Origin of the sequence: Actinomadura hibisca NBRC 15177 (assembly GCF_001552635.1) — a bacterium.
GTDB lineage: Bacteria > Actinomycetota > Actinomycetes > Streptosporangiales > Streptosporangiaceae > Spirillospora > Spirillospora hibisca.
This window is the reverse complement of the sequence record NZ_BCRO01000037.1, coordinates 33,330-52,225: the sequence shown is the minus strand read 5'-3', so window position 1 is coordinate 52,225 and position 18,896 is coordinate 33,330. Positions and strand designations below refer to the sequence as shown.

The 18,896-nt window shown below is 72.7% G+C and carries 18 protein-coding genes and 1 pseudogene; 16 read left to right on the top strand and 3 right to left on the bottom strand.

Features of this window, described 5'->3' with window-relative positions:
- Position 1 precedes the first annotated feature (1 nt).
- The 10 genes and pseudogenes from tmk to AH6_RS17915 all read left to right on the top strand — a co-directional run bounded on the left by tmk (position 2) and on the right by AH6_RS17915 (position 9,582).
- Complete coding sequence (gene tmk / locus AH6_RS17955; protein WP_067481242.1) at positions 2 to 2,050, top strand: dTMP kinase; 2,049 nt, start codon at positions 2 to 4, stop codon at positions 2,048 to 2,050.
- Positions 2,051 to 2,078: 28 nt separating this feature from the next.
- On the top strand, positions 2,079 to 3,218 hold the full coding sequence (locus tag AH6_RS17950; RefSeq protein WP_067481240.1) for a DNA polymerase III subunit delta': 1,140 nt from the start codon (positions 2,079 to 2,081) through the stop codon (positions 3,216 to 3,218).
- A 52-nt stretch (positions 3,219 to 3,270) separates the two neighbouring features.
- Entirely contained in the window at positions 3,271 to 3,795 is a 525-nt protein-coding gene (locus AH6_RS17945; RefSeq protein ID WP_067481238.1) for a SigE family RNA polymerase sigma factor, read from the top strand.
- 17 nt (positions 3,796 to 3,812) lie between these two features.
- Positions 3,813 to 4,871, top strand: coding sequence for a WD40 repeat domain-containing protein (locus AH6_RS43815; protein WP_157431546.1), 1,059 nt, complete (start codon positions 3,813 to 3,815; stop codon positions 4,869 to 4,871).
- An 87-nt stretch (positions 4,872 to 4,958) separates the two neighbouring features.
- Positions 4,959 to 5,396, top strand: a pseudogene (locus AH6_RS42540) (RNA polymerase sigma factor); the annotation flags it as partial.
- A gap of 164 nt (positions 5,397 to 5,560) precedes the next feature.
- Positions 5,561 to 6,040, top strand: coding sequence for a low molecular weight protein-tyrosine-phosphatase (locus AH6_RS17935; protein WP_067481234.1), 480 nt, complete (start codon positions 5,561 to 5,563; stop codon positions 6,038 to 6,040).
- 2 nt (positions 6,041 to 6,042) lie between these two features.
- Positions 6,043 to 6,885: a fructosamine kinase family protein gene (locus AH6_RS17930; RefSeq protein ID WP_067481232.1), complete on the top strand. Its 843-nt coding sequence runs from the start codon at positions 6,043 to 6,045 to the stop codon at positions 6,883 to 6,885.
- 249 nt (positions 6,886 to 7,134) lie between these two features.
- The gene (locus tag AH6_RS17925; RefSeq protein WP_067481231.1) at positions 7,135 to 8,175 is read left to right on the top strand and encodes a TolB-like translocation protein; all 1,041 of its coding nucleotides are present in this window, start codon (positions 7,135 to 7,137) and stop codon (positions 8,173 to 8,175) included.
- 95 nt (positions 8,176 to 8,270) lie between these two features.
- Positions 8,271 to 9,110, top strand: coding sequence for a PSP1 domain-containing protein (locus AH6_RS17920; RefSeq protein ID WP_218005874.1), 840 nt, complete (start codon positions 8,271 to 8,273; stop codon positions 9,108 to 9,110).
- 103 nt (positions 9,111 to 9,213) lie between these two features.
- Entirely contained in the window at positions 9,214 to 9,582 is a 369-nt protein-coding gene (locus AH6_RS17915; protein ID WP_067481228.1) for a peptidase inhibitor family I36 protein, read from the top strand.
- Between the two features lie 44 nt (positions 9,583 to 9,626).
- Here the strand turns inward: AH6_RS17915 and AH6_RS17910 are convergent, their stop codons facing one another.
- From AH6_RS17910 to AH6_RS17900, 3 genes are all read right to left on the bottom strand, one after another.
- Positions 9,627 to 10,745 carry a fatty acid desaturase family protein gene (locus AH6_RS17910; protein ID WP_067481226.1) on the bottom strand — a complete coding sequence of 373 codons (1,119 nt, stop codon included), beginning with the start codon at positions 10,743 to 10,745 and terminating at the stop codon, positions 9,627 to 9,629.
- A gap of 18 nt (positions 10,746 to 10,763) precedes the next feature.
- Positions 10,764 to 11,849 (bottom strand): ferredoxin reductase, encoded by a 1,086-nt coding sequence (locus tag AH6_RS17905; RefSeq protein WP_083983065.1) that lies wholly within the window; start codon positions 11,847 to 11,849, stop codon positions 10,764 to 10,766.
- A 269-nt stretch (positions 11,850 to 12,118) separates the two neighbouring features.
- Positions 12,119 to 12,874 carry a DUF427 domain-containing protein gene (locus tag AH6_RS17900; RefSeq protein WP_067481224.1) on the bottom strand — a complete coding sequence of 252 codons (756 nt, stop codon included), beginning with the start codon at positions 12,872 to 12,874 and terminating at the stop codon, positions 12,119 to 12,121.
- 152 nt (positions 12,875 to 13,026) lie between these two features.
- Between AH6_RS17900 and AH6_RS17895 the strand changes: the two genes are divergently transcribed.
- The 6 genes from AH6_RS17895 to AH6_RS17870 all read left to right on the top strand — a co-directional run bounded on the left by AH6_RS17895 (position 13,027) and on the right by AH6_RS17870 (position 18,885).
- Positions 13,027 to 14,190: an efflux RND transporter periplasmic adaptor subunit gene (locus AH6_RS17895; RefSeq protein WP_067481222.1), complete on the top strand. Its 1,164-nt coding sequence runs from the start codon at positions 13,027 to 13,029 to the stop codon at positions 14,188 to 14,190.
- Positions 14,187 to 14,906: an ABC transporter ATP-binding protein gene (locus AH6_RS17890; protein WP_067481220.1), complete on the top strand. Its 720-nt coding sequence runs from the start codon at positions 14,187 to 14,189 to the stop codon at positions 14,904 to 14,906. The genes AH6_RS17895 and AH6_RS17890 overlap by 4 nt, the downstream gene beginning before the upstream one ends.
- A complete protein-coding gene (locus AH6_RS17885; RefSeq protein ID WP_067481218.1) occupies positions 14,903 to 16,183 on the top strand; it encodes an ABC transporter permease in 1,281 nt (426 codons plus the stop codon). Before AH6_RS17890 ends, AH6_RS17885 begins: the two co-directional genes overlap by 4 nt.
- Entirely contained in the window at positions 16,176 to 16,802 is a 627-nt protein-coding gene (locus AH6_RS46650) for a hypothetical protein (protein WP_157431545.1), read from the top strand. The genes AH6_RS17885 and AH6_RS46650 overlap by 8 nt, the downstream gene beginning before the upstream one ends.
- A gap of 17 nt (positions 16,803 to 16,819) precedes the next feature.
- Positions 16,820 to 17,206 (top strand): hypothetical protein, encoded by a 387-nt coding sequence (locus tag AH6_RS17875; RefSeq protein ID WP_067481214.1) that lies wholly within the window; start codon positions 16,820 to 16,822, stop codon positions 17,204 to 17,206.
- Between the two features lie 191 nt (positions 17,207 to 17,397).
- Entirely contained in the window at positions 17,398 to 18,885 is a 1,488-nt protein-coding gene (locus AH6_RS17870; protein ID WP_245679361.1) for an alpha/beta hydrolase, read from the top strand.
- The last annotated feature ends 11 nt before the right edge of the window (positions 18,886 to 18,896 follow it).

Below are 18,896 nucleotides of genomic sequence, written 5' to 3'. Positions count from 1 at the left end.
CATGACCAGAACGGACGCCACCCGGCAGCACCCCGCCGTGTCGCGGGACGTCACGTCGAACGCCCGTGCCGAACGGCTGCGCACCACCCTGTCGTTGTCGGGCCTCGGCCACTGGCTGACGCTCCCGGCGCTGACCGCGATGGCGGGCGTGCTGACCCGCGACGACGACCTGGCGGTCCGCGCGCAGGCCGTCGGCCTGGTGCTGGCGGCCTGGCTGCTGCCGCTGGTGGTGCTGCCGCCCGCCGGCGCGGCGGTCGCGGCCCGGCTGGACCGGCGGATCGCGCTGCTGTCGGCGGACGCGGCGCGGGCCGTGCTGGTGTTGTCGGTGCCGCTGGTGGACCTGCTGATCCCCGCGATCAACCCGTTGTTGTGGACGGGGGTCGCGGCGGTGCTGGTGTCGCTGGCGGGCCTGGTGTGGGCGGCGGCGGCCGACGGCTGCGCGCCGCCCGCCGGGGACGGCGACGCCGAGCGCCGCTCGTTGTGGCGGTCGGTGTTCGCCATGGCCCCGTTCGCGGCGCTGCTGTTCACCTTCCTCGCGCTGGTCGCCGACGGGGTGCTGGACGTCCCCGACCGCGCGCACCTGGCGCTCTACGCCACCTTCGCGATCTTCGCGGTGACGGCGCTGCTGAGCGGGCTGACGCGGGACCTGCCCGCCGGGCCCGCGCCGGCCGCCGCCGTCGAGGCCCCGGTCGTGGCGCTGGTCCGCCGGTCGGGGGAGGCGGGCGCGCCGGGCCTGCTGTTCGCGGTCGCCGCGACGGCCCTGGCCACCGGTTCGCTGCTCGCGCTCGCCAAGGTGCACGCCCGCGAACTGGGCGGCGGTGACCCTGGTTACGGCATGGTCCTGGTAGCGCTGGCGGCCGGGATCGCGTTCGGCGTCTTCCTGGGGCCGCGCGTGCTCGGCCCGTTCAGCCGCCGTCGCCTGCTCGGCCTGGCCGTGGTCGCCGCCGCGCTCGCGCTGCTGGTGATCGCGCTGGTGCAGAACCTGGTCGTGGTGGTGTTCGTCACCGCTTTCCTCGGCGTCGCCGCCGGGATCGTCTGGGCGGCGGCGACGCTGACCGCCGCTCCGGCCGTCCGCCCGCGCGCGGCCGCCGCCGTCGTGACGCTGCTGGCCGCGGCCGTCGCGCCGCCGCTGGCCGGGGCGCTGGGCGTCCACCGCCTCAAGGTCGCCGGGGCCGTCTACGACTTCACCGGCGTCGGCGCGGTGCTGCTGATCGCGGCGGTGGTGACGCTGGTCGCGGGCCTGCTCGCCTACCGCCGACTGGACGACCGGCGCGGCATTCCGCTGTCGCTCGACCTGGCCGCCGCGCTGCGCGGCGAGGTCTACGCCCCGCCCGTCCCGGTCGAGCTGGAGGTCCCGCGCGCCAAGCCCGAGCGCGGCGTGTTCATCGCGTTCGAGGGCGGCGAGGGCGCGGGCAAGACCACCCAGGCGCGGCTGGCGGCGATCTGGCTGCGCGACCACGGCTACGACGTGGTCTCCACCAACGAGCCCGGCGCGACCAAGACCGGCATGCGGCTGCGCGCGCTGCTGCTGGACAAGGAGACCACCGGCCTGTCGTCCCGCGCCGAGACCCTGCTGTACGCCGCCGACCGCGCCGACCACGTCGCCAACGTGATCCGCCCGGCGATGGAGCGCGGCGCGATCGTCGTCAGCGACCGCTACGTCGACTCCTCGCTGGCCTACCAGGGCTACGGGCGGCGGCAGCCGGTCGAGGAGATCGCCGAGGTGAACGCCTGGGCGACCGGCGGCCTGGTCCCGGACCTGACGGTGCTGCTGGAGGTCCCGCCGGAGACCGGCCTGAACCGGCTGACCACCGAGCCCGACCGCATGGAGTCCGAGCCGCGCGACTTCCACGACCGGGTGCTGGCGGGCTTCCGCGCGCTGGCCGAGGCGCACCCGGAGCGCTACCTGATCGTGTCGGCCGACCGCGACCGCTCGCAGACCGAGATCAGCCGCGAGATCCAGGAGCGCATCGGCGAGCTGCTGCCCGACCCCGTCCCGGCCGGGACCGAGGACATCACCAGCACCTTCCCCGCCATCACCGACGCCTGACGCGCGCGGCCGCCGGTAGCCTGTCGGCATGAGCGTGTGGCATGACCTGGTGGGGCAGGAGCCGGTCGTCGAACAGCTGCGCTCGGCCGCCGAGGGCGCGGGCAAGCCGGCGCACGCGTGGTTGTTCACCGGGCCGCCCGGATCGGGCCGCACGGCCGCCGCCCGCGCGTTCGCGGCGGCGTTGCAGTGCAACGAGACGCCGCGCGGCTGCGGGCACTGCGCGTCCTGCCACCAGGTGTTGCAGGGCACGCACGCCGACGTCGAGGTGATCCGGCCCGCCGGGTTGTCGTTCGGTGTGAAGGAGACCCGCGAGCTGGTGCTGCGCGCCGCGTCGTCGCCGAGCGGGGGCCGCTGGCAAGTGGTGCTGTTCGAGGACGCCGACCGCGCCACCGAGGCCGCCGCCAACGCGCTGCTGAAGGCGATCGAGGAGCCGCCGCCGCGGACGGTGTGGTTGTTGTGCACGCCGTCGCCGGAGGACCTGCTGGTGACGATCCGGTCGCGGTGCCGCCTGGTGACGTTGCGGACGCCGCCGGTCGGCGCGGTCGCGGAGGTGTTGCGGCTGCGCGACGGCGTGGACGCGGACACGGCCGAGACCGTGGCGCGCGCGGCGCAGGGCCACATCAGCCGGGCCCGCCGCCTGGCGACCGACCCGGAGGCGCGCAAGCGGCGCAACGAGGTGCTGGCGGTGCCGCGCCGGCTGACGTCGGTGGGCCCGGCGGTGGTGGCGGCCGAGGCGCTGGTGAAGGCGGCCGAGGCCGAGGCGAAGGCGACGGTGGAGGAGCTGAACGAGTCGGAGACGTCGGCCCTACGCCAAGCCCTGGGCGAGAGCACGAAGGGCCGGATGCCGCGTGGCACGGCGGGCGCGCTGAAGGAGCTGGAGGACCGGCAGAAGTCCCGGGCAACACGCGTAAAGCGCGACGCTCTGGACCGGGCGCTGCTGGACCTGGCGTCGTACTACCGGGACGTCCTGACGTTGCAGCTGGGCGCGGGCAGCGAACTGGTGAACACGGAACTGAGCGCCGAACTGCGCTCGGCGGCCGAGGACGGCACGCCCGAGGCGACACTGCGGAGACTCGACGCGATCATGCACTGCCGCGGGCAACTGGGCGCGAACGTGAACCCGCTGCTGGCGGTGGAAGCGATGACCCTGGCCCTACGCACCCGCTGACATCCGTCCGGCGCGCGAGGCAGCATTCCGGCGCGCGGCGCGTCTCTGTGCCGTGGACCTTCCGTTGACCGCCGCCGTGCCGCCGCACGCGGCCCCCATCGACGTCGGCACCCTCTACCGGGAGCACGCCGCCGGGCTGATCCGTCTGGCGATGCTCATGGTGGGGGACGCTCCGACCGCCGAGGACGTCGTGCAGGACGCCTTCCTGGGCCTGCACCGCCACCATGACGCGTTACGCGATCCAGGCGGGGCGCTCGCCTACGTGCGGTCGGCGGTCCTCAACCGCTGCCGGTCGGCGCTGCGGCGGCGCGCGGTGGCGGGCCGGTTCGCCCGCTCCTACGAGCCGCCTGCCTGGTCGGCCGAGGACGGCGCGATCGCGGGGGACGAGCGCCGCGCCGTGCTGGCCGCGATCGCCCGGCTGCCCCGACGCCAGCGCGAGGTGCTGGCGCTGCGCTTCTACTGCGACCTTCCCGAGGAGGAGATCGCCCGTACGCTGCACATCAGCCGCGGGACGGTCTCCTCCACCACCTCCCGGGCGCTGCGGTCCCTGGAGCGGATCCTCGGAGCGGACTCATGAGCACCCTGGAAGAACGTGTGCGCGACGCCTACCGGGCCGCCGACTCGTGGGGGCCGGACGTGCCGCCGCCGCTGCCCGCCGCTCCACGTCCTCGACGGCGCGTGCGGGTGCTGGCACCACTGGGCGCGGCCGTCGCCGTGGGCGCGGTGGTGGCGGGAGCCGTGGTCGCCGGTGTCGGGGAGCCGGAGCGAACACCTCCGGGCCCGGTGGCGCCGGCCGCCACGCCCTATGTGCTGATGACGGTCAGCAGGGGACTCAGCGTGGTGGACAGCCGTACGGGTCTCGTTCCACATGCGCCGGTACCTCCGCCCGAAAAGGCCGGCGGTGCCAAGGCGGCCTACAACGCCGTCACTCGCGGCGCTGGAGCGGGCGAGTACCTGGCGAGCATCAGCACCCTGGTCCGAGCGCCGACGCGTCGAACTCCGCCGAAGTCCAGCAGCCGTGTGTATCGAGTGACCGTGACAGGGGACGGCCGGGCCGAAATCGGAGCGCCGTTGGACTGGACGATCCCGGGCGTACTGCGGGAGATGGCGCTTTCGCCGGACGGCCGCCGCCTGGCCTATCTCCGTGCGATGGACGAAGGCCCCAAGCTGGGCGTGCTGGACCTGGCGTCCAAGCGGCACCGCGAGTGGCCGGTGCGAACGGCGGGCATTCCGGACACCACGAAGAGCCTGGCGTGGCGGGCGGACGGTCTTGAGGTGGTCTTCACGCGCCGAGGTACGGTGCGCGGGCTCGATCCCGCGACCGGACGCGAGCGGACGCTGGTCCCCGCAACGAAGGCTCCGGGAGGGATCGACTCCGCCGTGCCTGATGCGGACGGCCTGACCGTGGCCGTTGTGAACGGGAAGAGGGTGCGGCTGTTCCAGTACCGCGGCGGCCGGTGGAGCAAGCCGCTGGTGACGATACCCGGCTGCGGCGGAGTGGCGATGTTCACCCGTGCGGGCGATGGCCGGACCCTGCTGCTGGGCCGCGACGCCGCGGCCTGCTCGCTCCCCATCAGGTTGTACGCCGTGCAGGACGGTCAGGTGCGGCGGATCTTCAAGAGTGACGGCACCTTCGCGTCGGTCGCCTGGTGAAAGCTTCCTGAGCCCTTGGAGAGGCCCCCGGTGAGAACTTCCTGGGGTCCTGGAGCAACCTCAAGGGTCCTCTGGGGTCTCTGATGCATGAAAGCCGATACGGCCATGATGGAGCGCGTGCGTGACGACGCGTCCACGGCGGTCACCGAGCTTTACTGGGGCCATGCGCTGGGCCTGATGCGCCTGGCCCTGGTGACGGTCGGCGACAAGCCCACCGCCGAGGACGTCGTGCAGGAGGCGTTCACCGGGCTCTACCGTCGCTGGTCCGCGCTGCGCGACAGGGACAAGGCGCTCACCTATGTCCGCTCGGCGGTGCTGAACGGATGCCGGCACGCCGTGCGCCGGCGCCGGAGGCCGTTCCGCGCCGAGCACGTGCCGCCGGTGTGGTCGGCCGAGGCCGCCGCGCTCGCCGGGGAGGAGCAGCGCGAGGTGCTGGCGGCGCTGCACCGGCTGCCCGCGCGGCAGCGGGAGGCGCTGGTGTTGCGCTACTTCGCCGAGCTGTCGGAGGAGGAGATCGCCGAGGCGATGGACGTGAGCGGGATCGTTGACGACGAGGCGAGCATCGACGGCACAACGCGCGGCGGACAGGCGGACGGACGGGCGGGCGGAACGCGAACCGGCGGACGGGGTGATCCCCATGCCTGTTCTGGCCGAGTGAGCGGGCGGGGTCGCTGGGGCAGGATGGAGGCATGTCCTATCGCGTCACCTTCGTTTGCACGGGCAACATCTGCCGCTCGCCGATGGCCGAGGGCGTGCTCCGCCACCACGTCGAGGAGGAGGGGCTCGACGTCGAGGTGGACAGTTCCGGTACCGACGGCTGGCACGCCGGTGACGCGGCCGACTCCCGCACGGTCGCGACGTTGCGGCGGGCCGGGTACCGGTCGGCGCACACCGCGCGCCGGTTCGAGGAGGACTGGTTCGACCGGTACGACCTCATCCTCGCGCTGGACGACGGCCATCTGCGCGCGCTCCGGGCCATGGCTCCCGACGACGAGGCCCGCGACAAGGTCCATCTGCTCCGCGAGTTCGACCCGAACGCCGGGGACGACCTCGACGTGCCCGACCCCTACTACGGCGGCCGCGCCGACTTCGACCACGTGCTGGAACTGGTGGAGGCCGCCATGCCGGGGCTGCTTGACCGCATCCGCGCCGACATGAAGGACCGCTGACGATGCGGGAGCTGCTGGGCGTCCCGGTCGAGCACGTCGCCGACCTCGGCTCCAGCCACTCCTGGACGCTCCACCGGGTCGGCCTCGCCGACGGACGCGAGGTGTTCGTCAAGGCCGTCGCCGGGGACGGGCTGCCCGGGGTGTTCGAGGCTGAGAGCAAGGGGCTGCGCTGGCTGGGTGAGGCGGGGCCGGACGCTCCCGTTCCCGAAGTGCTGGCCGCCGGTGATCGGATGCTGGTCCTGCCGTGGCTGTCGTCGGAATCCCCTACTCCACAGGCCGCCGAGCGCTTCGGCCGCGAGCTGGCCGCCCTGCACGCCGCGTCGCCCGGCTCCTACGGCGCGCCCTGGGACGGCTTCATCGCCGATCTCCCGCTCGACAACACCCTCGACGACGGTCCCTGGCCGCGCTGGTACGCCGAACGCCGCCTCGCCCCGTTCCTGCGCCGTGCCGCGTCACACCTGGCGCCCGACGAGGTCCGCCTGTTCGAGCAGGTCATCGAGAAGATCGACGCCCTCGCCGGGCCGCCCGAGCCGCCCGCCCGCATCCACGGCGACCTCTGGTCCGGCAACCTCCAGTGGACCGGCGGCCGCGTCCAGCTCATCGACCCCGCCGCCCACGGCGGCCACCGCGAGACGGACCTGGCCATGCTGGCGCTGTTCGGAACCCCGCAACTGGACCGCATCATCGCCGCCTATGACGAGGCCGCGCCCTTGGCGGACGGCTGGCGGGAGCGCGTGCCGCTGCACCAGCTGCACCCGCTGCTCGTGCACGTCGTGCTCTTCGGCAGCTCCTACCGGGCGTCTGCGACGGACGCGGCCCGCGCCGCCTTCGCCACCGCGCGCTGACACCCCGGCGCGCACCGCCCGTTGCAACCGTGGTCCAATAGCGGGTCCGGAGTTGGGAAAAGCGCTGAATCACCGCACTTCGGACGCCATGCTGGAACGAACGCCTCCCGGCGGCCGGGTACCTTCAGGGGGCGTTCAGGGTTCGCTTAGGACGGTTGACTCCGTAATCATGGCTGTTTGTCGTGAGGCGAATGAGATAGAAACGTCGGGCAGGCGATAACGGTGAGAGGGCGGGCAGGCGGGAACCCCATGGACGGCAAGCACACGGATCCGGCGCCGAAAGGGCTGCTCGCCAGGCACTGGCGCGCCATCATCCCGGTCGGCGTCGCCACGTGCGCCGCGCTCGCCATCGGCGGTGGCACCGACCTCGTCCACCGCGTCCAGAAGGACCGCTCCCACCACGAGCCCAAGCCCGCCGCCAAGCAGGCCGCGGGCAAGGAGCGCACCGGCGGCGTGCCCCGCTACGTCGTGGGCGTGCGCCGCACCGGCACCGCGCTGATCGTCCGCGACGTGCGCACCGGCAAGGACGTGGGCCTGCCCGTCGCCGCCCCCCAGGGCCGCCGCTTCCAGCGCATCGCCGCCGAGCGCGACGGCTCCTACGTGGTGTCGGCCACGGCCGGTCCCGGCAAGGTCGTCTTCCAGCGGTTGCGGCTGGAGAAGAACGGCCACCCCAAGGACCTCAACGAGGTGCCCGGCGTCACGATCGCGGGCGCGTCCACCGACTGGTCGGACCTGGCCGTCAGCCCCGACGGCAAGCAGATCGCCTACGTCACCTACCAGGGCATGGCCGCCCGCCTGGACGTGGTGTCCCGCGACACCCGCAAGCGCGTGACCTGGACGAGCAGGCTCCCCGCCCGCCTCACGAACCTGTCGTGGACGGGCCCGACGCTCTCGTTCGTCTGGAACCCGGTCCGCACCGTCAACGGCAGGCCCGCCGTCGTCAAGCGCCAGCTCCGCACCCTCGACACCGCGGGCGCCGGAGGCGATCTCAAGCTCAGCAAGGCCGTCATGCTCCTGCCCAAGGGCAGCCTCGCCGCCGTTCTCAGCAGCGACGGCCGCACCGTCGTGGCGGGCGTCGGCAAGGACTCCACGATCGAGATGCAGGCGTACTCGGCCGACACGGGCAAGCCCACCAAGGTGTTGTGGCAGCGCGACGCCCCGGCCCCGCCCGCCCGCATCTCCTCGGACGGCACCGGCGGCCACCTGCTGGCCGCGGGCGGCGACGGCCTGCTCTACGTGAAGGCGGGCGGCACCGTGCCCGCCGCCGACCTCGCCGACGTCGCCTGGTGACCCCGCTCCGCGATCTTCCCGCCCGCGCCCGGTGATCGTCCCGCGCGCCGCCGCGTAGGGTTGGAGGCGCGTCGTCGGGCGAACGGAGCGAAACCATGGGCATGGTGATGGCCGTCAGCTTCACCCGGTACGGGCGGCTGTACTACCTCGACCCCGGCCCGCACTCGCCCGCCGTCGGCGACAAGGTCCTGGTCCCGACCGACTCCGGCCCCGAGGTCGCCGAGTGCGTGTGGGCGCCGCAGTGGGTGTCGGACGACATCGGCGGCCTGCCGGTCTGCGCGGGCCCGGCCACCGCCGAGCACCTGGCCCGCGACGAGGCCAACCGGCGGCGGCGCGCCGAGGGCCGCGGCGTCGCCAAGCGGCTGGTCCGCAAGCACGGCCTGCCCATGAAGGTCATCGGCGTGGACTTCCTGGACGCCGAGAACGTCTTCACGATCTACTTCACCGCGCCGCACCGGGTGGACTTCCGCGCGCTGGTGCGCGACCTGGCCCGCACGATCCGGGCCCGCGTCGAGCTGCGGCAGGTCGGCCCGCGCGACGAGGCGCGCCTCCAGGGCGGGATCGGGCCGTGCGGCCGCGACCTGTGCTGCGCGACGTTCCTGAAGGACTTCGAGCCGGTCTCGGTCCGCATGGCCAAGGACCAGGACCTGCCGGTCAACCCGCTGCGCATCGCGGGCGCGTGCGGGCGGCTGATGTGCTGCCTGAAGTACGAGCACCCCCTGTACGTGCAGGCCCACCAGGAGATGCCCGCCCTCGGCGAGCGCGTCGAGACGCCCGAGGGGGCCGGTCAGGTCGTCGGGCGGAACGTCCCGTCCGACACCGTGACCGTCCGGCTGAACGGGGGCGGGCGCTGCTCGTGCCCGTCGGCCTCGGTGTGCTCGCCGCGCCGCCAGCACGACGCCCGTTATGGGACCGAGGAGCAGCCGCTCGGGTAGAGGCATGGCAATCGCTTGGGCGAGAGAACAGCGGACCGCCCGACCCCGGCCGCGCCCGTCCCTAACGTCTGCTGTGCAGCGGCACGGCAGAACGGGGATGAGCATGGGCAGGGTCGGGAACGGGCGGGCGGCCGGGGCGGTGGTCGTGGCGGCCGCCGTGCTGGCGGTGTCCGCCGCGCCGGTCGCGCAGGCGGCGGGGCCGGGCCGGTGCGCGCGGGGACGGGTGTGCGCGTGGAGCGGCCAGGGGACCACCGGCGCGTTCTGCAGCTGGCGGGGCGATGACCGGAACTGGCGCGGCGGCAAGCGGCGCTGCGGGTTCCGCGTCAACTCGATCTGGAACCGTGGGCGCGGCCAGGTCACCTTCTACGCCTCGGCGAACTACCGGGGGCAGATCACCGATCCCCTCCCGGCCACGCCCCGTCCGCTGAACGCGGCCGACATCGCGATCCGCTCGCACCGCTGGAGCAGGTGACCCGCACCGAAGGGCCGCCGGACGCGGCGGCCCTTCGCGAGCGCTCAGGCGGCCGCGACCGGCTGCTTGGCCAGCGGCGCGCGGGCGGGCGCGGGCACCTTGGGCCCCGGCAGCGCGTAGCGGAAGATCTTCTTCCAGGTGCTGCCGATCTGCTTGGTGAACGGGCCGGTGTGGTACGGCAGGTCGTACTTCTCGCACAGGGCGCGGATGCGCGGCGCGATCTCGGCGTACCGGTTGCTGGGCAGGTCGGGGAACAGGTGGTGCTCGATCTGGTGCGACAGGTTGCCGGTCATCAGGTGGAACAGCCTCCCGCCGCTGATGTTGGCCGAGCCCAGGAGCTGGCGGACGTACCACTCGCCCTTGGTCTCGCCTTCGAGCTGCTCCTCGCCGACCTCGAACACCTCGACCTCGCCGGGGAAGTGTCCGCAGAAGATGATCGAGTGCGCCCAGACGTTGCGGATGATGTTGGCGGTGAAGTTCGCGCCCAGCGTCGTCAGGAACTGCGGGCCGCTGAGCAGCGGAAACGCCAGGTAGTCCTTGCCCCACTGGCGGCGGATCTTGCGGCCGATGGCGCGCAGCTTGGCCTTGGTGACCTCCAGGTCGGCGGTCCCCTCGCGGATCTTGTCGATCTCCAGGTCGTGCAGCGCCACGCCGTACTCGAAGAACATCGCCAGCAGCGCGTTGTAGACCGGCTGGGGCAGGTTGGCCGGGTGCCAGGGCTGCTCGGGGGTGACGCGCAGGATGCCGTAGCCGACGTCGTTGTCCTTGCCGATGACGTTGGTGAAGGTGTGGTGCACGAAGTTGTGCGAGTGCTTCCACTGCTCGGCCGGGGAGACGTTGTCCCACTCCCAGGTCGTTGAATGGATCTTGGGGTCGCGCATCCAGTCCCACTGGCCGTGCATGACGTTGTGCCCGATCTCCATGTTCTCCAGGATCTTGGCGACCGACAACGTCGCGGTCCCGGCGATCCAGGCGGGCGGCAGCGACGAGGCCATCAGCAGCGCGCGCCCGGCGATCTCCAGCCCGCGCTGGAGGCGGATGATCTTGTGGATGTAGGCGGCGTCGTCGTCACCGAGCTCGGCGGTGATCTCCTCGCGCAGGGCGTCCAGCTCGACGGCGATCGCCTCGTAGTCGGCGGGGGTGAGATGGTCGGTGGTGGCCATGGCGTGCTCCTCTCGTTCTCAGAGTTCGATCTCGACGGGCCCGGCGGCGGCCGACACGCAGGTCTGGATCAGGTGGCCCTCCTCGCCGTGCACCTCGCCGGTCCGCAGGTCGCGGACCTGGCCGGAGCACAGGCGGCCGACGCAGCTGTAACAGATGCCCATGCGGCAGCCGCTGGGCAGCAGCGCCCCGGCGCCCTCGCCCGCCTCCAGCAGGGGAGTGGAGCCGTCGGCGTCCACCTCGACGCCGCTCCTGGTGAAGCTGACGCGCCCGCCCTCGCCGCCGGCCCCGGCCAGCACGGGCCGGAAACGCTCGATGCGCAGCCGCTCGGGCACGCCCTCGGCGAGCCAGTGGGCCGCCAGCTCGTCCAGCAGGTCGGCGGGGCCGCAGGCCCAGGTCTCGCGGTCGGCCCAGTCGGGGCACAGTTCAGGTAGGTCGGCGGGCTTGAACCGGCCGTCGGCCGAGGTGTGCCGCTCCACGAGCGTCAGACCGTCGAACCGGGCGGCCAGCTCGCGCAGCTCGGCGCCGAAGATGACGTCCCCGGCGGTGCGGGCCGAGTGGACCAGCACCACGTCGGGGACCCGGCCGCGCTCGGCGAGCCCGCGCAGCATGGCCATGACGGGCGTGATGCCGCTGCCCGCGGTCAGGAACAGCAGCCGGTCGGGGACCTGCGACGGCAGGACGAACTCGCCGTCGGCCTCCTCCAGCCGGACGATGGCGCCGGGCCGGACGTCGTGCACCAGGTGACGGGAGACCTTCCCGTCCTCGGTGGCCTTGACGGTGATGGTGATCCGGCCGTCGGGCCGGGGCGGGGACGACAACGAGAAGGTGCGCCAGTGGCGGACCCCGTCGATGTCCACGCCGATCCTGATCCACTGGCCGGGCGCGTGCCCGGCCCAGTCGCGGCCGGGCCGGATCTCGACGGTCGCGGCGCCGGGCGCCTCGCGCCGCACGGCCTCGACGCGGCCGCGCAGCTCGGCGGTGGACCACAGGGGGTTGAGCAGCGCGAGGTAGTCCTCGGGCAGCAGGGGGGTGGACAGCCAGCGGGCGGCGTCCGCCAGCCGGCGGACGGGACCACGCGGCGGTGTCGCGTGCGGAGCGGTCAAAGCGGGCCTCCCCGGGCGCTTCAAACTTACGCTTGCGTAACCTACGCTTGCGTAGGTCTACGGAGATGGCAAGGGTGGGCGGGCGAAAGCGACGGGCATCACACCATCGCACGATGAGACATCAACCGCTGTAAGGTCGAGTGACAAAGGGGGCCCTGCCGTTTGTGCCCGGTTCACGGAAAACCTGCGCCCAAACGCAGAACCCGTTGTTTGGGAACGCGAAAGGCCCCGCCGGTCGGTGACCAGCGGGGCCCGGAAGACTCCTGCGGCTACTCCGCGGAGCGGAACTTGGTGCGCGGCCGCTCCTGCCGGACGCCGTCCACGAACACGTCGACCTCCTCGTCGTAGAAGGCGACGAGCCCTTCGACGCCCCCGCTCTCGGGCAGCGGCGTGGGGTAGGACCAGGCGAGATCCCGGTGCGCCTTTCCACCGGCCCGGACCGACCAGTACTCGGCCGTCCCCTTGTAGGGGCAGTGGGTGACTGTTTCGGACGGCTCCAGCAGGTCCATCCGGACGTGCGTCTTGGGCAGGTAGTAGCGGGTGGGAAGGCCAGTCTCGAACAGCAGGCGGGGGCTGCCCGACTCGGCGACTGTGACGCCGTCCACCTCGACGCGGACGTGCCGCGAGCTGGGCAGCACGTCGACCCGCGTGTACGGGCTGCGGGGATGGACGAACACCTCCTGGTCCTCCTCGAACCAGGAGTCCATGGCGTCCCAGTCGAGCCGGACGAGCCCGCGCAGTTCCGCCACGGGCGACTCGACGTACCGCGAGGCGGCGCCCGGGGCCTCGGCGCCGTCGACCTTCACGGTGTAGGCGGTGGCGTCCCCGCGGCTGGGCGACCGTCGCCCCGGCCCCTCGGAGATCAGCTCGGCCCGGACATCGTCGAGCGGGATGTAGTAGGCGGGGTAGTAGGGGACTTCCCAGACCAGAACGGGACAGACGGTGTCGGCGACCAGCCGCCCGCCGAGGTAGGCACGGACCCGCTTGTGCCCCTGCTCGACGCGCACGCGTGTTTTGGTGCTCATGCCGGGGCAACCGCCCGCCGCCGGACGATATTTCGCCGCGCCGCCGCTGGCCGGGAGCGGACGCCACTCGCGAAACACCCGTCCCGCTTTTCTCATGAAGATCTCATCTTCGCTCCAGCGGGCTCCCAGACGGCGGCGGCAGTCTCGGCTCCATGAAACGGCGGATTCCACGCCGGTCTCTCCTGGTCAACGGCGCGCTCGGCGTGCTGCTGGCCGGTGGCGCCGGCGTCGCGTACCTCACCCTCGGCTCCGGCGACGGCGAGGCGGTCGCCGCATCCCGGACCGTCCCGGTGTCCCGGGGCACCGTGACCGCCACGGTGTCGGCGTCCGGCGCGGTGGAGAGCGCGCGGGCGCGCTCGTTGTCGTTCGCCGGGTCCGGCACGGTCGCCAAGATCTACGTCAAGCCGGGCGAGAAGGTCAGCGCGGGCGAGACGCTCGCCCGGCTCGACCAGACCGAGGCCCTGGAGTCCTACAACGCGGCCAAGGCGAACCTCGCGGTCGCCGACGACACCGACACCTCGACCGAGAAGGGGTACGCCAGCTACCTCCAGGTCAAGAACAGCTACAACGCGGCGGCGCGGAAGCTGGCCGGGACCGTGCTGAAGGCGCCGTTCGCGGGGACGGTGACGGCGGTCAACGGGACGGTCGGCGGCTCGTCGAGCGGCACGGGAGGCTCGACGTCCGGATCGTCCTCGTCCTCGTCACCGTCGAGCGGTGGTTCGACGTCCTCCTCCTCGTCGAGCGGCTCGGGCTTCATCGAGCTCGCCGACATCGGCAAGCTCCAGATCGAGGGGCAGTTCACCGAGGCCGACACGACCCGGCTGAAGGCGGGGCAGAGCGCGACCGTCACCTTCGACGCGCTGCCGGGGACGACCGCGACCGGCAAGGTCACCGCGATCGGGCCGTCCCCGACCACCAGCGACAACGTGGTGAAGTACCCGGCGACGATCACGCTGGACGAGCGGCCGTCCGGGGTGCGGCTGGGGCAGACCGCCACCGCCGAGATCACCGTCGGCAAGGCCGCGGACGCGCTGTACGTGCCGAGCGCGGCGGTCCGGACGGCGGGTGGGCAGAGCACCGTCACCGTCCTGCGGAACGGGCAGCGCAGCAGCGTGCGGGTGAAGGTCGGCGTCAAGGGCGACCAGGGCACCGAGATCACCTCGGGTCTGGAAGAGGGCGACCAGGTCGTGGTCACCTCCGCGAGCACCGGCGGGACGTCCGGCAACGGCGGGATGGTGCCGGGCGGCCGGATGCCGGGCAGCGGGGGCGGCTTCCCCGCCGGCGGCGGTGCCGGGCGGGGCGGGGGCCGTCCGTGACGGCGGAAGGCGCACGGCCGCCCGTCCTGGACGTGCGGGACGTCACCAAGGTCTACGGCGCGGGCGACACCGCCGTGCACGCGCTGCGCGGCGTCTCCCTCACCGTCGCGCAGGGCGACTACGTGGCGGTCATGGGGGCGTCGGGGTCCGGCAAGTCCACGCTGATGAACATCCTCGGCTGCCTCGACGTGCCCACCGGCGGTCGGTACCTGCTCGCGGGCACCGACGTCGGGCGGCTGGACGAGCGGCGGCTGGCGATCCTGCGCAACCGGCGCATCGGGTTCGTGTTCCAGTCGTTCAACCTGATCCCACGGATGAGCGCGCAGGCCAACGTGGAACTGCCGCTCGCCTACGGCGGCGTCCGCGCCGCCGAGCGTCGACGCCGCGCCCAGGCCGCGCTGCGCGAGGTCGGGCTCGCCGACCGCGCCCGGCACGAGCCCAACGAGCTGTCGGGCGGGCAGCAGCAGCGCGTCGCGGTGGCGCGGGCCCTGGTCACCGCCCCGACGCTGCTGCTGGCCGACGAGCCCACCGGCGCGCTGGACAGCGCCTCCACCGCCGACATCCTCGGGGTGTTCGACCGGCTCAGCGAGACCGGCCGCACCATCGTGGTGATCACCCACGAGGACGAGGTGGCGGCGCACGCCCGCCGGGTCGTGCGGCTGCGCGACGGCCGGGTCGTCGAGGACGTCCGCCGCGTCCCGGAGGTGGCGCGGTGAACCCGCTGGAGGTGTTGCGCTTCGCGCTGCGCGGCCTGGCCGCCGACAAGCTACGGAGCGGGCTGACGACGCTCGGCATCCTCATCGGGGTCGGCGCGGTGATCCTGCTGGTCGCGGTGGGCAACGGCTCGGCCGAGCAGGTCAAGAAGAGCATCCAGCGGCTCGGCGCGGACTCGCTGACCGTCAGCCCGTCCACCAGCGGCGGGGGCGGGGGACGCGGCGGCGGGTTCGGCGGGCCGCCCGGCATGGGCGGCCAGTCGCAGCAGCAACGGACCGGGCCGCGCACGCAGGCCCGCGACCTGACGGCCGCCGACGCGTCCGCGCTGGTGGGGAAGGCCGCGCCGTCGGTGAAGAGCGCGTCGCCGGTGGTGACGAGCCAGTCGGTGACGGCCGGGTACTCCGGCACCAGCGTCACGATCAACCAGTTCGTGGGAACGACGCCGTCCTACTTCGCGGCGGCCAACAAAACCGTCGCCTCCGGGACACCGTTCACTGACGCCGACGTCACCGCGGGAACCAAGACCGCCGTGCTCGGCAGCACCGTCGCCGAGGAACTGTTCGGGCAGGTGGACCCGCTCGGCAAACGCATCGACGTCGGCGGCATCCGGTTCACCGTGGCCGGGGTGCTGAAGGCGAGCGGATCGTCCTCGTCGAGCTTCAACGACCCCGACAGCATCGTGGTCGCCCCGCTGTCGGCCGTCCAGGCGACCCTCACCGGCTACGGCGGCCTCAACCAGGTCATCGTGCAGGCGACCGGCGCCGACACGGTGGACGCCGCGCAGTCGGAGGTCACCGAGATCCTGAACCAGCGGCACGGGATCACCGGCTCGGCGGCGGCCGACTTCACCGTCTCCAGCCAGGCCAGCGTGCAGAGCGCGGTCGGGGAGTCGACCAGGACGTTCACCGTGCTGCTGGCGGCCGTCGCCGCGATCAGCCTGCTGGTGGGCGGCATCGGGATCACCAACATCATGCTGGTCACCGTCACCGAGCGGACCCGGGAGATCGGCATCCGCAAGGCCATCGGCGCGCCGCGCGGCGCGATCCTCGGCCAGTTCGTGGCCGAGGCGACGGTGCTGAGCCTGATCGGCGGCGTGCTCGGGGTGCTGGTCGGGGTGGTGGGGAGCCGGTTCACGATCGTGGGGGTCAAGCCGGTGCTGGTGCCGTCGTCGATCGTGCTGGCCCTCGGCGTCTCGGTGGCGATCGGCCTGTTCTTCGGCGGCTACCCCGCCAACCGCGCGGCCAAGCTGCGCCCGATCGAGGCGCTGCGCCATGAGTGACCCCGGCCGCAGGACGGCCCGGAATAAGGAGGACGGCGTGCACGCCAAGCCCGACAAGCCGATGAGCGACGCCGAACTGCTGGCGACGTCCCCGTTCCCCGAAGACGACGGACTCACGGCGCCACAGAGCCGCAGGTCGCTGCCCGTGCCGACCCTCGTGCTGGCGTCCGGCCTGCTGCTGGTGGCCGGGTTCATCGGCGGCAGCCAGGCCCAGAAATGGCGCGCGGACGACACCGCCCCGAACGCCGCAGGCCCAGGCAACCGAACGACCGGAGGCTACGGCCGCAACATGCCGAACAACGCCCCAGGCGGGAGACCGTACGGCGGCCAGAACGGGATGCCTCCAGGAGGCGGAATGGGCCCCCAGAACAGCAACGGAGACATGACCCTCGGCACCGTGACCGCCGTGGGCAAGAACAGCCTGACCCTCCGCACCGCCGACGGCCGCACCGTCAAGATCCGCACCAGCGGCAAGACCAAGATCACCGTCACGAAGAACGGCACGGTGGCCGACCTCGGCTCGGGCACGACGGTCATGGTGCGCGGCACCGCCGGCTCCGACGGCACCGTCACCGCCACCACCGTCAGCGAGGCCGGCGGCATGCGCCGCGGCAACTGAGAACAGGGGACCAGCACATGAAGGCACTCACCCGCTCCGGCCGCAGGCTGGGCGGCGCAGCACTGGCCTGCGCGCTGCTGTTCACCGGCGCCTGCGGAGGAGCAAAAGACGAAGGCGACAAGAGCGCGCCCAACACCGCTGGCGACCCGATGGTGGCCTTCCGCTCCTGCATGGAAAAGCAGGGCGTCACGATGCCGCAGGGCCGGGGCAACAGGCCGTCCGGCCGCCCGAGCGACGCGCCAACCGCACGCCCCACCGACGCTCCCCGCCAACGCCCGAGCAACCGCCCGTCGATGTCAGCCGAGCAGCAGAAGGCCATGCAGGCATGCTCGTCCCTGGCCCCCCAACGCAACGGCCGAGGCGGCGGCCCTGGCGGCCCCGAACAGAACGCGAACAACCAGTAACGCCCCTCACCGAAGCCGGGGACGACTCCGAGAAAGAACCGAACCGACCGCTCGACGGCATCGAGTGCCAGTACCGGGGTAGCTGACCAGGTGGCCCCCGCACCGCGCGCGGACGTAGCGTAGGCGGGGGCGTACAAGGCGCGATGCAGAGACGGGGGCCCAGGGTGCGGGCGACAAGGATCACCGGAGCGGTGCTGCTGGCACTGGCGTTGACCACGGCCTGCAACACCGAGGCAGAACCGCCATCCCCAGCGACCGGCAAGCCCGATGGGCGGTCACCGGCCGGGCTGGAGCGCTACTACGGGCAGAAGCTCACCTGGAAGGACTGCGGCGGCGGCTTCCAGTGCGCCACGGCCAAGGCCCCGCTCGACTACACCAAACCGGGCGAAGACCTGGACATCTCGCTGATCCGGCTGCCCGCCGAAGACAAGAAGGACCGCGTCGGCTCGCTGTTCACCAACCCGGGCGGCCCGGGTGCGTCGGGCGTGGAGTTCACCCGCCAGGCGGCCCGCACCTTCGGTTCCGACCTGCGCAAACGCTTCGACATCGTGGGGTTCGACCCGCGCGGCGTCGGCGCCAGCTCGCCCGTCCGCTGCCTGGACGGCCCGGGCTTCGACAAGTTCTTCAGCACCGACTCCTCGCCCGACGACCAGGCCGAGAAGGACGCTTTGGCAGCGGAGAGCAAGACGTTCGCGCAGTCCTGCCAGACCAACTCCGCCGCCCGCCTGCCGTACGTCGGCACCCAGAACGCCGCCCGCGACATGGACGTCCTGCGCGCCGCCGTGGGCGACCAGAAGATGACCTACTACGGCGCTTCGTACGGCACCTACCTGGGCGCGTTCTACGCCGAGCAGTTCCCCAAGAACGTCCGCGCACTGGTCCTGGACGGCGCGGTGGACCCCAAGCAGTCGTCCACCGGCCTCCTGGTGGAACAGGCCAAGGGCTTCGAGACGGCGCTGCGCGCGTTCGCCGACGACTGCGTCAAGACCCCGACCTGCCCCCTGGGAACGAACACCGAAGCGGCCCTGACCAAGGTCTCCGACCTGCTGCGCCAGGCGGACCAGAAACCCCTGAGCAACAGCCGCGACGCCCGCAAGGTGACCGAGTCGTGGACCACGATGGGCATAGCGACGGCCCTCTACAACAAGGAGTCCTGGCCCCTCCTGCGCCAGGCCCTGACCCAAGCGATCCAACGAGGCGACGGCACCCAACTGCTGGCGATCGCCGACTTCATGGTCGAACGCAAGCCCGACGGCTCCTACAGCAACCAGGCCGCCGCCAACATGGCCGTCAACTGCGTGGACAAGCCCAATCCGCCGGACGCCGCCACCTACGGCAAGTCCGCCGACGAGGCCAAGAAGGCGGCGCCCCGCTTCGGCGAGTTCGTGGTCTGGGGCGGCCTGCCGTGCGTGTACTGGCCCGTCCAGCCCAAGGCCGAGCCGAAGGCCGTGACCGCCAAGGGCGCCGCCCCGATCCTGGTGATCGGCACGACCCGCGACCCCGCCACCCCCTACGCCTGGGCCGAAGCGCTGTCCTCCCAGCTCGACTCGGGCGTCCTGCTGACCCTCGACGGCGACGGCCACACCGCCTACCTGCAGGGAGACCCCTGCATCACGAAGGCGACCGACCACTACCTGACCACCGGCGAGCCCCCGAAGGACGGCACCCGCTGCGGCTGATGCACGCACCC

What these genes read in the sequence shown, in the direction of transcription:
- tmk (WP_067481242.1), top strand. Translation starts at nt 2, where the DNA reads ATGACCAGAACGGACGCCACCCGGCAGCACCCCGCCGTGTCGCGGGAC.
- AH6_RS17930 (WP_067481232.1), top strand. Translation starts at nt 6,043, where the DNA reads ATGCGGGAGCTGCTGGGCGTCCCGGTCGAGCACGTCGCCGACCTCGGC.
- AH6_RS46650 (WP_157431545.1), top strand. Translation starts at nt 16,176, where the DNA reads ATGAGTGACCCCGGCCGCAGGACGGCCCGGAATAAGGAGGACGGCGTG.
- AH6_RS17915 (WP_067481228.1), top strand. Translation starts at nt 9,214, where the DNA reads ATGGGCAGGGTCGGGAACGGGCGGGCGGCCGGGGCGGTGGTCGTGGCG.
- AH6_RS17875 (WP_067481214.1), top strand. Translation starts at nt 16,820, where the DNA reads ATGAAGGCACTCACCCGCTCCGGCCGCAGGCTGGGCGGCGCAGCACTG.
- AH6_RS17900 (WP_067481224.1), bottom strand. Translation starts at nt 12,874, where the DNA reads ATGAGCACCAAAACACGCGTGCGCGTCGAGCAGGGGCACAAGCGGGTC.
- AH6_RS17920 (WP_218005874.1), top strand. Translation starts at nt 8,271, where the DNA reads ATGGGCATGGTGATGGCCGTCAGCTTCACCCGGTACGGGCGGCTGTAC.
- AH6_RS17935 (WP_067481234.1), top strand. Translation starts at nt 5,561, where the DNA reads ATGTCCTATCGCGTCACCTTCGTTTGCACGGGCAACATCTGCCGCTCG.
- AH6_RS17925 (WP_067481231.1), top strand. Translation starts at nt 7,135, where the DNA reads ATGGACGGCAAGCACACGGATCCGGCGCCGAAAGGGCTGCTCGCCAGG.
- AH6_RS17950 (WP_067481240.1), top strand. Translation starts at nt 2,079, where the DNA reads ATGAGCGTGTGGCATGACCTGGTGGGGCAGGAGCCGGTCGTCGAACAG.
- AH6_RS17910 (WP_067481226.1), bottom strand. Translation starts at nt 10,745, where the DNA reads ATGGCCACCACCGACCATCTCACCCCCGCCGACTACGAGGCGATCGCC.
- AH6_RS17895 (WP_067481222.1), top strand. Translation starts at nt 13,027, where the DNA reads ATGAAACGGCGGATTCCACGCCGGTCTCTCCTGGTCAACGGCGCGCTC.